At 40.2% G+C, this 13880-nt stretch carries 14 protein-coding genes and 1 tRNA gene; 11 read left to right on the forward strand and 4 right to left on the reverse strand.

The features are described 5' to 3' along the window. Position 1: 1 nt before the first annotated feature. The 3 genes from ACKWB9_RS04730 to ACKWB9_RS04740 are packed head-to-tail and all read left to right on the forward strand — an operon-like array spanning position 2 to position 4862. Positions 2 to 1906: a peptide-N-glycosidase F-related protein gene (locus ACKWB9_RS04730; protein ID WP_414001844.1), complete on the forward strand. Its 1905-nt coding sequence runs from the start codon at positions 2 to 4 to the stop codon at positions 1904 to 1906. Between the two features lie 5 nt (positions 1907 to 1911). Next, positions 1912 to 3600, forward strand: a complete 1689-nt coding sequence (gene recJ, locus ACKWB9_RS04735; protein ID WP_414001845.1) for a single-stranded-DNA-specific exonuclease RecJ — start codon at positions 1912 to 1914, stop codon at positions 3598 to 3600. Then, positions 3600 to 4862, forward strand: coding sequence for an MFS transporter (locus ACKWB9_RS04740; RefSeq protein ID WP_414001846.1), 1263 nt, complete (start codon positions 3600 to 3602; stop codon positions 4860 to 4862). Before recJ ends, ACKWB9_RS04740 begins: the two co-directional genes overlap by 1 nt. Before the next feature lie 5 nt (positions 4863 to 4867). Here ACKWB9_RS04740 and ACKWB9_RS04745 read toward each other — a convergent pair whose 3' ends face one another. The 4 genes from ACKWB9_RS04745 to ACKWB9_RS04760 all read right to left on the reverse strand — a co-directional run bounded on the left by ACKWB9_RS04745 (position 4868) and on the right by ACKWB9_RS04760 (position 8764). Beyond that, a complete protein-coding gene (locus tag ACKWB9_RS04745; RefSeq protein ID WP_414001847.1) occupies positions 4868 to 5650 on the reverse strand; it encodes a UDP-2,3-diacylglucosamine diphosphatase in 783 nt (260 codons plus the stop codon). A gap of 39 nt (positions 5651 to 5689) precedes the next feature. Further along, positions 5690 to 6139, reverse strand: coding sequence for a 6-pyruvoyl trahydropterin synthase family protein (locus ACKWB9_RS04750; RefSeq protein WP_414001848.1), 450 nt, complete (start codon positions 6137 to 6139; stop codon positions 5690 to 5692). A 504-nt stretch (positions 6140 to 6643) separates the two neighbouring features. After that, positions 6644 to 7411 carry an enoyl-CoA hydratase/isomerase family protein gene (locus ACKWB9_RS04755; RefSeq protein WP_414001849.1) on the reverse strand — a complete coding sequence of 256 codons (768 nt, stop codon included), beginning with the start codon at positions 7409 to 7411 and terminating at the stop codon, positions 6644 to 6646. An 18-nt stretch (positions 7412 to 7429) separates the two neighbouring features. Next, on the reverse strand, positions 7430 to 8764 hold the full coding sequence (locus ACKWB9_RS04760) for an MATE family efflux transporter (protein ID WP_414001850.1): 1335 nt from the start codon (positions 8762 to 8764) through the stop codon (positions 7430 to 7432). Between the two features lie 501 nt (positions 8765 to 9265). Here ACKWB9_RS04760 and ACKWB9_RS04765 point away from each other — a divergent pair. From ACKWB9_RS04765 to ACKWB9_RS04800, 8 genes are all read left to right on the forward strand, one after another. Continuing rightward, the gene (locus ACKWB9_RS04765; RefSeq protein ID WP_414001851.1) at positions 9266 to 10063 is read left to right on the forward strand and encodes a universal stress protein; all 798 of its coding nucleotides are present in this window, start codon (positions 9266 to 9268) and stop codon (positions 10061 to 10063) included. A gap of 50 nt (positions 10064 to 10113) precedes the next feature. Then, positions 10114 to 10190, forward strand: a tRNA-Ala gene (locus tag ACKWB9_RS04770). Between the two features lie 113 nt (positions 10191 to 10303). Next, complete coding sequence (locus tag ACKWB9_RS04775) at positions 10304 to 10576, forward strand: helix-turn-helix domain-containing protein (RefSeq protein ID WP_414001852.1); 273 nt, start codon at positions 10304 to 10306, stop codon at positions 10574 to 10576. Next, positions 10573 to 10716, forward strand: a complete 144-nt coding sequence (locus tag ACKWB9_RS04780; protein WP_414001853.1) for a hypothetical protein — start codon at positions 10573 to 10575, stop codon at positions 10714 to 10716. The genes ACKWB9_RS04775 and ACKWB9_RS04780 overlap by 4 nt, the downstream gene beginning before the upstream one ends. Further along, the gene (locus ACKWB9_RS04785; RefSeq protein WP_414001854.1) at positions 10713 to 10868 is read left to right on the forward strand and encodes a hypothetical protein; all 156 of its coding nucleotides are present in this window, start codon (positions 10713 to 10715) and stop codon (positions 10866 to 10868) included. Before ACKWB9_RS04780 ends, ACKWB9_RS04785 begins: the two co-directional genes overlap by 4 nt. Positions 10869 to 10972: 104 nt before the next feature. Beyond that, entirely contained in the window at positions 10973 to 12667 is a 1695-nt protein-coding gene (locus ACKWB9_RS04790) for a hypothetical protein (protein ID WP_414001855.1), read from the forward strand. Positions 12668 to 12832: 165 nt separating this feature from the next. Further along, the gene (locus ACKWB9_RS04795; RefSeq protein WP_414001856.1) at positions 12833 to 13270 is read left to right on the forward strand and encodes a JAB domain-containing protein; all 438 of its coding nucleotides are present in this window, start codon (positions 12833 to 12835) and stop codon (positions 13268 to 13270) included. 168 nt (positions 13271 to 13438) lie between these two features. After that, positions 13439 to 13880: transposase (locus ACKWB9_RS04800; protein WP_414001857.1), on the forward strand; the 442-nt coding region annotated here is incomplete at its 3' end.

Genomic DNA, 13880 nt, shown 5'->3' on the forward strand with positions numbered 1-13880 from the left:
AATGAAATACTTTGTTCTGTTTTTGATTACTTTTTCTTTTTCACTCGATTTAATCGCCCAGGAAAAGGAGCATATTATTTCCCACAAGGGGGAAACCATTGTAACCGACCCTTCCAAAGGAGCCAATAGCTATAAAAGATGGGCAGTTTTCCCTGCGAAGGGAAAAGAGGTTAGGCAAATCCTGCTTAACTTGACCTTTGAATGCCCGGATGGAATCCGTTGTGCGGATTGGGATTATGTAGACCATATTAAGGCAAGGCCTAAAAACGGCACTACAATTTATGAAGTGGCCCGTATGTTGACTCCCTACGGCGGAAGGTTTCAAAAAGATTGGAAATTTCAATGGCAGGTAGATGTTACGGATTTTAGTACGATTCTGAGGGACAGTGTAGAAATAGATTATATCCATACCGGTTATGAGGACAATAAGACCCGGGGGTGGAAGGTTACCGCAGATTTTGAAATTATGTATGGAGAGCCCGTGGCAGAAATACTCGCCATCCACAAATTATATGATGGCAGTTACAGTTACGGGAATGTTGACAACCCCATTGAAAACCATTTAACACCTGTTTCCCTAATATCGGAAACCGGCGTTTCCTATACAAAAATAAAGATCCATCAAACAGGGCATGGCATAGATGCCAAAGGGTGCGGGGAGTTTTGCAGCAAATACAGAAATATACTTTACAACGGAAAAATTATAGACACCAAGGATCTTTGGATGGAATGTGGGGACAACCCCCTGTATCCGCAAGCGGGAACCTGGATTTTTGACCGTGCCAACTGGTGTCCTGGATATTTATTGCAACCGGATGAGGTACTTTTAAAAACGGCACCGGACAAAAAGTACACAGTAGATATTGATATGGAACCCTTTAAAATAGAAAAGCCTAGTGCGGTTGAGTTATTAACGGCCTATGCTATTGAATACGGTGTTCCGAACAATAGGAACGATGTTGCTTTGTTGGATATAATCTCCCCTTCTACAGAGGATATTCATAGCCGTAAAAACCCAAATGGAGGGCTTCCGATAATCCGTATAAAGAATAATGGGGAAAATACATTGAAAACCCTGAAAGTAAATTATTTTTTAGAAGGAGAAAAACCCGCAACCTTCACTTGGTCCGGAAACCTTCCTTTTGGGGAAACGGCACTGCTTACCTTGCCGGAAGAAATATATAGCGATAAGGCATCGGCCCGTTTTTTTGTGACATTGAAAAGGCCCAATGGAAAATCCGATAGCTTTAAAGCGGACAATACCAAAAGTTCCGTTTACAGAAGGCCGCATATTTTGCCCCAGGATATCATAGTGTATTTTAAGACGAATGCCAAGCCAAAACAAAATTCGTATCGTATAACGGATTCTTACGGCAAGATTATATTTTTAAGGGACACTATAAATTTGGAAGCCAATAAAGTATATAGGGATACCTTAAAACTGACCGAAGGAAACTATAGTTTTAGCGTGGATGATACCGCTGGTGACGGGTTGGAATTTTGGTTTAAGTCCAGGGATGGTAGGGGAGAAACAAGGTTACTGGATACTTTGGGCCGTGCACTCAAGCATTTTGAATCTGATTTTGGAAGCGATATTCTCTTTAATTTCAAGGTAGCTTCAGGAGCAACCTATCGGTTGGATGATAAACCCTCCATTTCCGTATTCCCGGCTAGGACCAATGGGCCGATTACCTTGGATTACTTTGCCAATACTTCAAACACGGTTAAAGTGGTATTTACCGAACAGGAGGATGAATCCAAGATTATTGAGGAGCATACCTATTATAACCTTAAGCAGGGCAATCTTGACTTTAACCTGGCCTATCTCCAAAAAATGAGGTGTTACGTAAAAGTTTTTGTTGCGGGGGAAGAAATATTCAAGAACCGGATACGATTAAAGGAATAGAGCAAATGCGTTGGACCATAAAACCCAAACCTGAACAGGTCAAAACTGACCAATTGGTCAAGGAACTTAAGGTAGGGGATTTGGTGGCGCACCTATTGCTCCAAAGGGGAATAACTACGTATGAAGAGGCCAAAAAGTTCTTTCGCCCACAATTGAAGGACTTACACGACCCTTTCTTAATGAAAGATATGGACGTTGCTGTAGCCCGGGTTCAAAAGGCAATAGCCGCTAATGAAAATATCTTAGTTTATGGCGATTACGATGTGGACGGGACAACTGCCGTAGCCCTGGTTTCTTCCTACCTTTTAAGCTACTATCCCAACGTAGCTACCTATATTCCCGATCGGTATGATGAAGGTTATGGGATTTCTTATAAAGGCATCGATTTTGCGGAGGATAACGGTTTCTCATTGATTATTGCTTTGGACTGTGGCGTAAAGGCAATGGACAAAGTTACTTATGCCAAGGAAAAAGAAATCGATTTTATTATCTGTGACCATCACAGACCGGGTGAAAAATTACCCGGTGCCGTGGCTGTTTTAGATCCAAAACGAAAAGACTGTAGCTACCCGTATGATGAATTATGTGGCTGTGGAGTAGGGTTTAAGCTCATACAGGCCCTAAGTTCCCGAAAAGGAGGTACAATTAAGGATATAATGCAATATCTGGATCTGGTAGCCACCGCGATCGGTGCGGATATTGTACCCATAACCGGAGAAAATAGAGTATTGGCTTTCTATGGCCTCAAGGTCATCAACACGAACCCACGAATTGGTTTTAAAGCGATTATCGACCAAATAAAAAAAACAGAACTGACCATAACCGATGTCGTGTTCATTATCGCTCCGCGTATCAATGCGGCAGGGAGAATGAAACACGGACAACATGCGGTGAACCTGCTTACAGAAACCGATTTGAAACGGGCACAACGATTTGCGGCAGAAATAGAAAAATTTAATACGGATAGAAAAGGGCTAGATCAGGAAATTACGCAGGAAGCCCTATTGCAGATTCAGGAAAACAAGGAAGAGGACAGGTTTACATCCGTGGTATATAAAGATACCTGGCACAAAGGAGTCATTGGTATCGTAGCATCGCGGTTGACCGAAACCTATTACCGACCTACTCTGGTCTTTACCAAAAGCGGAGATAAATTGGCGGCATCCGCACGCTCCGTAAAAGGTTTTGACGTTTATCATGCCCTGGAAGGCTGCTCGGATTGTATCGAACAGTTTGGAGGCCATAAATATGCTGCGGGATTAACACTTTTAGAAGGGCGGTTTGAAGCTTTTAAGGAACAATTTGAAAGCGTTGTCAAGGAAACGATAGCCCCTGAATTGCTCATCCCTGAGATTACGGTCGATACCATAATCGAACTAAAGGATATTACGCCTAAATTCATACGCATTTTAAAGCAGTTCGCCCCTTTTGGACCGGGAAATATGACCCCTGTTTTTATGGCCCGGAATTTAAAGGATACGGGTTATGCCAAAGGCGTGGGACAAGATGAGGCACATTTAAGGGTTTCGGTCGCCCAAGACGGCGGTCAACGAATAAACGGTATCGGTTTTAATTTGGGGAGCAAGTTGGGAATGGTCGCCAATAGACGACCGTTTAACGCCGTTTTTTCTATAGATGAAAATGAATGGCGGGGCAATGTAAGTACGCAACTTAAATTGAGGGACATAAAATAATGACCGACCCTTATGCCGCCTTGCGATTTAAGGAATTCAATACCTTTCTGATGATGCGTTTTGCCATGGTCTTTGCGTGGTCCATGCAATTTATTGTTATAGAATGGCAAGTATATTCCTTGACCAAAGATCCGCTATCCTTGGGGATTATTGGACTAATGGAGGTTATCCCCGCAGTGGGTATGGCATTGTTTGCGGGCCATATTGTAGACCAGAAGGAGAAACGCGATCTTTTGGTCAAATGTATCCTGGGATTTTCCGTTATCAGCCTTGGTCTGTTCTTATTGAGCTTGCCGGCATTGGAAGCTGAAGTAGATACGCAAGTAATCCTATACAGTATTTATATTTTGGTTTTTTTGGGAGGTATTGTCCGTTCTTTTTTGGGGCCGACCATTTTCTCCTTGATCGCCCTGATCGTTCCTAAAAAGATATATCCTAATGCGGCGACCTGGAGCAGCTCTACATGGCAATTGGCATCTGTATTGGGACCGGCCCTGGCTGGCTTTTCAATTAGCTGGATAGGGGTACATTGGTCCATGTGCGTCATTTTTGGTTTTTCGGTGATGGCATTGTCGATTCTTTTCAGAATTTCTAAAAAACCGATATTAAATCCAAAAATCGGGGAACCGGTATTTCAGAGTTTGCGAGAGGGGCTCCGATTCGTATTCAATACCAAAGCTGTTTTTGGTGCGTTGACGTTGGACATGATTGCCGTTCTTTTTGGAGGGGCAGTGGCCCTATTGCCCATTTTTGCGCAAGATATTTTAAATGTAGGCTCGGAAGGGTTTGGGGTTTTAAGAGCTGCCCCGGCCGTGGGGGCATCTATAACCATGTTGGGTTCCACAAGGTTCCCATTACATAAAAGTGCAGGTAAAAAATTGTTGTGGGCCGTATTTGGTTTTGGAGTCTGTATTATTGTGTTTGGCCTTTCCACGTATTTTTGGCTGTCCGTAATCGCATTGTTTTTGAGTGGTGCCGTAGATGGGGTATCTATGGTCATTCGTCAAACAATACTCCAACTAAAGACCCCGGACAATATGCGGGGAAGGGTCGCTTCCGTTAATTCTATGTTCGTTGGTTCTTCCAATGAACTGGGCGCTTTTGAAAGTGGCGTGACCGCAAAACTTATGGGAACTGTCACGGCCGTGGTTTTTGGAGGGACAATGACCCTGTTAACTACTGGTATTACCGCTTTTGTATCACCTACTTTTAGAAGGTTGGATTTGCAAAAGGACGTTGAGGAACATGAGGCCGAGGAATGACTTTGTTATGTTGTACGACCGGTATGGACATATTTTTTCAGGGTTAATTTATCCCCATTAAAAACGGCGTATGTGTAATAATTGATCCAATCCCCTAAGTTGGTGTATTTGGAGTTGTAGCTCAAATCAATTTCCAGGGGTAAATGCCGATGGCCAAAAATAAAATGATCATAGTGATTGTTTTCAAGCTTTCGCTTCGCGTATTGTACCAACCATTCCCTGTCCTCGCCCAAAAATTTGGCATCTTCATCACCGGAAATCAACTTGTTCTTTACTGAAAAATAATGTGCCAATTGAACCCCCCAATCCGGATGCAACCATCTAAAGAACCATTTGGCCACAGGGTTGGTAAACAGTTTTTTCATTCGTTTATAGCCTTTGTCATGTGGGCCCAGCCCGTCGCCATGACCCACAAAAAAGGAAACTCCGTTAATTTCATATTGTTGCGGTTTATGAAATACGGGAATATTCAGTTCTTCCTCAAAATAACCGTTCATCCAAAGGTCATGATTGCCTACAAAATAATAAATGGGAATACCCGCATCCGAGATTTCCGCAAGTTTGCCCAAAGTTCGTACAAACCCTTTTGGAACTACGGTTTTGTACTCGAACCAAAAGTCGAACAGGTCGCCTAGAAGAAATATGGCCCCGGCATCGTCCTTGATTTCATCTAGCCAGGCCACGAACTTTTTTTCCCTGGGAAAACTCTTTTCCATGGAGGGTGCTCCCAAATGATTGTCGCTGGCAAAATATACTTTTTTGCCTTCAGGAAGATTAATGGTCTTCATTTACATGTAAATATAAGCATTCCCGTTTAGTGGAAAAGACTAATTGTCGCTGGCATACCACTCGGCAAAAGAGGTATCGGTCTCTTGAAGTTTTAAGGAATGGAGCGTAATGCTTTCCGGGAGCCTGGCTTTAATTTTGGCGGCAAAGTCAATGACCATGTTCTCACTCGTAGGTTGGTAATCGGCCAAGATTACGTTGTGGCCCCGTTCTGTAAGTTCATTTGCCAGTTCAATGTGTGGTGTGTTTTTATTGAAAACGGTAGCATGGTCAAATTTATCTACAATTTCCTCTTTTACGATTTTTTTCAGATCACCGAAATCAATGACCATCCCTAGCTTAACATGCGAGGTGTCCACAATAGGATTTCCTATTACGGTAACGGAAAGTTTGTAACTATGGCCATGTACGTTCCTACATTTTCCGTCATAACCGTAAAGTGCATGCCCGGTCTCAAAGTTAAATTGCTTGGTGATCCTAATCCTTGACATTATTACCTTTAATTAATAAACAAAGGTATGGATTCTTTAAAATGAAAGAGCTAAAACTAACGTTTGAATTTGCGTTTTGTCCTCGCCCTGTTAACAAAATAGATAATGATTACGAATAGTGCCAAAATAGGGAATACCAAATCGCCATTTAAAAAGTTGAGAATATCCATAGCATTTATTTTTTTTACGAAGAACGTTCAATGTAATCCAATATTGTTCAGTCTTTGAATTTTGACGGTACATTTTTGGTAAATTGGAACAATGCCTATTTTCCGTTTGAAGAGGATAAGCGTAATTCTGAAATATCCACAGTACTTATGTTCCGTGTCATTATTAAATAGGCAAGAGCAGTATTTACTTGGATATAGCCTGGAAAATGAAAATAGCCGATGTGTTCAAGTAATTTCCAATGCGGGCGATTTAATTATAAAAGGAGGAACAGTCGTGATCAATAGAAGAATAATGTATAGGGTTGAAAAAAACTAAAACGGGGTTTGATACATCTTACTTTTTGAATTTTGACAATGCATTTTTGGTAAATTCGGACAATACCAATTCCCCTGTAATGGCGGCACGATCGATCAATAAGGTTTCCCAATGATCGGTATCTTTCCAAAGTACTTTTTTCCATGCTAACAATGCTTCGGGATTATAATCGGATAATTTTTGGACAAAAAGATCCAGTTGGTTGTCCAGTTCCTTAAGATCATCGAATACTTTGGAAAACAAACCCTTTTCTTGGGCCCAATAGGCATTTTTCCATTCCGTGGGGGAAAGGGAAAGTTCAGAAATTCCTGCAGTGCCTATCTTGCGCCTTACAGCAGGTGCAATAACGAGTGGAGCTATGCCAATGGTCAATTCCGACAAACGGATAGCGGCATTTACAGATGCAAAAACGTAATCACAGGCTGCGGCCAGACCTACACCACCGCCTACGGCTTTTCCCTGTAACCGCCCTACGATTACTTTTTTGCATTTGCGCATGGCATTAATGACATTGGCAAACCCGCTAAAGAAAACGGTACCCTCCCCTATATTGGAAATAGCCATAAGCTCGGTAAAAGACGCCCCTGCACAAAAGGCATTGTCGCCTTCGGATTTCAATACAATTACGATGATGGCATCATTTTCGGAAAGTGTATTGATTTCCTCGGTCAATCTATCCAAAAGTTCCGCTACAAAAGAATTCCTCGCCGGGTGGCCAAATTCTACTATGGCCACTTTTCCATCAATTTTAGTGTATAAACTTCCATTTTCCCGGGTTGTTCCCATATCCTGATTTTTTTAAAATTAATGGTTTTGCAATAATGGTCTAAATTTTCTTCTAAACTTTATGACCAGGGCACTTCCCCTAATGATCATCCATACGGTAAAAGCAATCCAGATTCCCATAAGCCCCCAATTCATAAACTTCCCCAAAAACAAAATGGGTACAAAGCCTAGAAATGTGGCCGCCAACAAGGTATTTCTCAGGTATTTCATTTCCCCTAAACCCTTGAAAAGTCCGTCCAGAACAAAAGCGATCATATTTATGGGAAGCCCTAGGATCAATATATAAAATATACCGTAGAAAATAGCTAGAACAAGACTTTCATTGCTGAACAGTCTTCCAATGGGATAATATAAAAGAAGACCGAATAGCATGAGTGCCATGCTGACCCACAGACCGTAGGTCACTATTTTTTTTGCCAATTTCCACAGGCCATTGTAATCTTTCGCACCTAACAACCTTCCTCCCATTATGTTGCCTGCAGCTCCGTAACCATCAATAAAGAAGGCGGAGAACAACCAAATATTTATGGCAATGGTATGTGCCCCTATATATTCGTCTCCCAAGGCCGTTGCTTCCCTAACCGCTAAGATCAATGCCGTATTAAGTGCAAAAGCACGGACAAAAAGGTGTAAACTCATCGTAACCAACCGGCCCAATTCCGGATGGATGGGGAAGGTCAACCTTAGACTGATATCTGTTTTTACGATCAGTAGAACAAAGGCCATTATGGCCATTACACCCTGGGCAATAAGGCTGGCCCAAGCTGCACCCTCAAGATACAGGGGCCCAATAAAACCATCAATACCATAAACCAAAATAATATCCAAAACAATATTTAAAACGGCCCCTACAATAGCGATGAGCATAGGCCAATATGTATTTTGAAGCCCCCTGAAGATACCCATCACCGCAAACACGAATAAAGTTAATGGAAACCCCCAGACCCTAATGGCATAGTAACTGATACAGTATTCCAATATTTTGCCCGAGGCATTCAATAATTGAAAAATATCTTCTATAATAAAGATGGTAGATACCAAGATGATAATACTTAGACCGATATTTAAGAAAATGGCCTGTGAGGGAAGGGTTTTGACTTCCTCAAGTTTTCCGGCACCCAAATACTGGGAGATTATGGCAGAAATGGCACTTCTGGTCTGCCCTAGAACCCAGATCATCATAGACAGGAACGAACCCACTATCCCAACAGCGGCCAGGGACTCCATGCCGTCAACGGGAATATTCCCCACAATGGCCGTATCCGTTATGGAAAGCAAGGGTTCCGCTATGCCTGCAATAGTGGCGGGGATGGCCAGGTTATTAATATTTTTAAAGTTTATGGGCTTTTTCAAAAAAATAATTTATGCAGGATTTTATAGTAAAAAGGATATTTGCTTTGTTGGACAAACAACCTCCCCTATTTATGGTATCCTCTGGTTTCGTAAAACCTTTGGTTTCACTTATTTTGGTCAAAGGTATCCAGTCTTATTGATTTGTAACGGGTTTTCCGAGCCAGATTTTTGCTAAAGTCCGTTCTTTTTGGACAATCCTCTGTTTGTGGACGTACATATTTTGTCATTGACCATGAGCCTTATATAATTTTGGATTCATCCATGTTGATGATAATGTCAAGCGACCAATTATTTATTCATATGATTTCTTTCGCACTATGTCAGTTTCAAATGGTTTTCTTCGGATACCTAATTGGTCGATCGAAAGTTTTTTAGGTACCATAAGCGAACCATTGGTCTTGGTCAACGATATTCTTGACTATTTCAGATATCTTTGCACCTTGAATCATAGAATGGATTTAATTTAATTGTAAATTTAGAGGAATAATCAACAATTTTGTTATGATGAATATTCTTGTCCCTATCGGGACATCCGCCGAGTCACATAAAACACTTCAATATGCCGTTGACTTTGCCGTTGACTTTGCTGCCCGTGTTTTTGTGATGGAAGTGTTCCAGGCCTCCAATAAGACGGGTACCTTGGCGAATGTTTCCAAAAAGATAGCCCAAAGCGGGAAGGAGCGTTTAAAAGGGATCATTGGTAAAATCGATTCAAAAAACATCGATATAAAAATTGCTACTTATAATGGCGGATTGGCAGATGGACTCAAAGAAATAAACAAGCAACTGGGAATAGACCTGATTATCCTTGCACCAAAAAGCAACGATATTCAAGAAGAGCTATACTTGGGCCATACTTCCGGGGGAATCATTAAACAAACCGATATCGCAACACTTGTAGTGCCCAAGGGGACAAAGTATGTAGATTTTAAGAACGTTCTCGTGGCGTTTAAATCGGGGATACTAAAAAAGAAAAGGATTTTGGCTCCCTTGATTTCCATAATTAACGAACACCGCTCCAAAGTGGATTTGTTATTGGTAAAAACCCCGGGATATTCGGCGGATGATTTAAAGGTGAATACGGCTTTGATGGATATAAGCTCCCAATTGACCATTACGGAAAATGCGACCACGTATTTGGGGGTTTTGGAGCATTTTCAATCCCATCGCCCGGATTTACTATGTGTTTTTAGGAGAAAACGAGGGTTTTTTAAGAAACTATGGGAAAAAAGCACGGTTTTAAAATCGGAATTTTCCGCTCCGATCCCCGTACTTATTTTAAGTCCTAATAAAGATTAAGATGTATTTTGATACCTTGTTAAAAAGTATTTCCTTTGGGGTCTTTAAATGGGGGATTAGCTCAGTTGGCTAGAGCGCTTGCCTGGCAGGCAAGAGGTCACCGGTTCGAATCCGGTATTCTCCACCAATAAACAAAGGCCTTAGAGCATTTTTAGCTTCTAAGGCTTTTTTAATTTGCACTTTTTTCTTCCTTTTAAAAAATCATAAAAAATCCCGACCTTTATTGTAAATAAAGGGCATATGCAGGTTATCCGTTTGGAAGAAGAAGCGTTCTATACGCTTTTGGAAAAATCGATTGAATATCTTGAAAGTAAACGACAGGACGCACCCAGAAAATGGATTGGTGAAACAGAAGCCGTTGCTATGCTCGATGGTGTTTCCAAATCGACCCTGCAACGTTTACGGAATAATGGAGATATAGGATTCACACAACCAAGTCGAAAAATCATTCTCTATGACCGCGAATCCATAAATGACTATTTAGAAAAACATGCCAAAAAACCGTTTAAATGATGACTGCTAAAGAAAAACAATTTGAAAAGGATTATGGTATAGAGGCTTACAATCAAGGCTATGAGTTGACGAAAGAACTTGGCTTAAATCTGATATTCTCAAAGACATTTATGCTGGGAATAACCGTATGCAAGCCATGAAAGATGGTATGGAACAAGCCGAAAAAGAATTAACCCAAGAAAAGGACAAAGATATTATACCGCCCCTGGATTTAGACAGTCTGGACAACACTTATATTGATATAGAAACTCCTCCAAAAGATAAAGAGAAGGGCATGGATATGGATATTTAAGCTGAATTTTTTATGAGCGAAGGCGAAAAAGGAAGTAAGTTCGATGTTTGACCGAATTCTGTCCATTCAAAAAAGTAATTTTATCATTTAAAAATTTCTATGTTATGTTTAAAAAGTTAGTCTTTCCTTTGTTCCTATTTTTTTTGTTCCCTTATAAATCTTCGGTTTTCTCACAAAAGGACATGGTGTATGTGGGTACGAATACTTGCCAAAAGTCAGAAATAGAAGTTACTTTTGAGTTTTTTAAAATTAGAAATGAAGAAAAGCTTAGGATTAAGGCTTTCTCCAGCAGTTCCAGGAAAAATCTTTTAGGAATCTGGAATCTTAAAGTTCCAAGTTATTTAGTTGGCAGTTATCAAAGATATTATCTATTGGAAAATCAGGAAATTTATTCTCCTAAAGTGGATAAGTTTGATTATAATAGAGTGAAATATAAGCAAGTCAAAATTCCTCGGAAGAGAGGCTATAATCGAAAAATAGTTTTAGACAATTGCTCATTCATTCTATCTCCCGATAATAAATTAACGAAAAAGTTGGATAAAACAGTTCTTAGGGAAGCTGAAAATGAATTAAATCAATATTCAAAAGAACCTCTGTCAGGAAATAACCTTAAACTATTCAGAGGACTTTGGTATTCCTATAAATATTTAAAAAGTGAACGAATCAGCCTAAAAATCCTTGTGGAAGATAAAGCTCAATGGCTGAAAATTGATTCTAAAAATGGTAACAAAATTTATTATTTAACTGCTGTATCTGGTAAACCTAATGAAGTTATTTTTAAAACTAATGACGGAAAAGAGTTTATTCTTCATAAATCGGACAATTGGAGGGCTCCGATAACCCTCGCATCAAAAAGTAGAGTTGGAAGGGAAGAATTTAAGGTTATATTACAAAAACCTCGTGTCCCTAAATTATCTGAACAATTTTTGCAAAAGAGTAATATTTATGAATATAGAGATTGGCAGATAGGAACGAATGATAATTATCTTATTGCAGATGGTAAGACAAACAAAGAGCGTTTAAACAAAACTATTGATGTTCTATATAATAGCGGAAGGTGGAAATGTTTGTCGCAGACTAAAATCTGGGTTGACCCACTGAAAGGCTATAATTTAAATTTTAGTACAGGTATTTCCAGTAGTCTACATCTCATTTATGCCCCAACTGCTAATGGTAAAATACTTTATACAATTGGAGGTCTAGGATACGCAAATGGTGTTCAGTATGATTTCCCTGTTTTTAAAAGTAGTTCTGTAACAGCTGATAAATTTAGTTTAAGGTTTGAATTTAAACCAAATAGATATAATCCCAATTTTATAAATGAATCAGTTCCTGTAACCATATTCTCTTTTGGCAACTCATATGGTGATTACGGACCTGGTTGCGAGTATATTCCCGAAAATCAGGTTACAAATCATTTTTTCAAAGAAAATATTATTAGCTCAATAATATTTGCTTTCCTTTTCGAAAAGGGTCGAAGAGAATTCTCGGACCCCAAGGATGTAGATGCTAAAACTGTAGCTGAAAATGGGCGTGATTTTTTCATTGAAAGTCTTTTTAAGGAATTATATCCAAATAAAACAGAGAACCAGATTAGTAATCTTGTTGTGCTCACCGGAGCTATCATGGCAAATGAATCATTTCTATATGGATTGGGAGAAGGAAAACTAAAACAATGGCTATCTAAAGAAAAAAGTAAGCATACAAAAGACCCTATAGAAAGGTTTGAGATTGATTTTTTCGTTGATTTAATTGTAAATCTGGGTGCTATTGAGGTTATAAAAGCTTTAAGGAATTAGAATAGTATTAGATTTATAAAAACACCTTTGTCATTTCGAATAACAATTTCCATCTTAATATATAGAAATAAAAATGTTTTAGCTAAGAAAAACTATTTTTAATAGGTCTATTAACCCTACATCTTGTGCGTAACCCCCAAAACGAAATCATGCCATTTTTCAGGCATGAGCAAAATTATACCAAGCCAGATTAGTGAAATCAAACTGACCTATACCCGAAAGGTCAAAGCAAGCGAACGTCCTAAAGTGTCTTGTTCATATGATGCCTATACATTATTTCGTGAAAATTGGGATGACCTGACGATTAATCTTTGCGAAGAATTTAAAATACTCCTACTGGATAGGAACAATGCCTGCATGGGGATTGTGCCAATCTCCAAAGGGGGCGTTTCAGGAACAATAGCTGATAGTAAACTCATATTTGCCTCAGCTCTAAAGGCAAGAGCTTGTTCGATTATCTTGGGGCACAATCATCCATCGGGTAACTTAAAACCTAGTGGTCCAGACAAATCTATGACTAATAACTTGGCAAAAGGTGGACACTATCTAAGCATCCCTGTCTTAGAGATAGATAAGGTGAATATGCACTTTTCAAAGCTTTAGATTGCTTATACTCTGTTTGTATAATAAATTTCGATTGCCCCAAAAGCCCAAAAGCTATAATTAGGGACATTCAGAAGTAATACACCCCATTGATTTACAACGTAATAATCCGTAACTTGATGTAACAACAAACCCCGAAAATGGGCATAAAGTCCCAAAAACGGGGTTTTGTCTTTTACATCTGACATGAAAATACGAAGATTATCCGAATTCCAGGGCCGTTTTGTGTATCCGGACTTTGATACCGGCCATGACCTTTTGATGGACTCCTTTCTGGCCACCCGTTTGGGAGGCGTTTACCAAGCCGTTTCCTGGCAACGTCTTGTCCGCGCCTTTGGCCTAAAGGATGCGGGAAAAGGCCCCCGTCCCATTTTCTCTCCCCGTGGCAAGTTGGCCCTGATGTTCCTCAAGCACTATGTCGGATGTTCCGACCGCAAGTTGGTCGAGCATCTCAATTACAATGTGCACTACCAGGTATTCTGTGACGTTGTCATCCCCGTGGGCCCACCGATCTCCAACTACAAGATCGTCAGCGAGATCCGCTCGGAACTGGCGGCAAAGCTCAATATCAACAAGGCGCAACAAGTACTTGCCGAAAAATGGGCGCCCT

The organism is Maribacter spongiae (assembly GCF_047345125.1).
Classification (GTDB): Bacteria; Bacteroidota; Bacteroidia; order Flavobacteriales; family Flavobacteriaceae; genus Maribacter.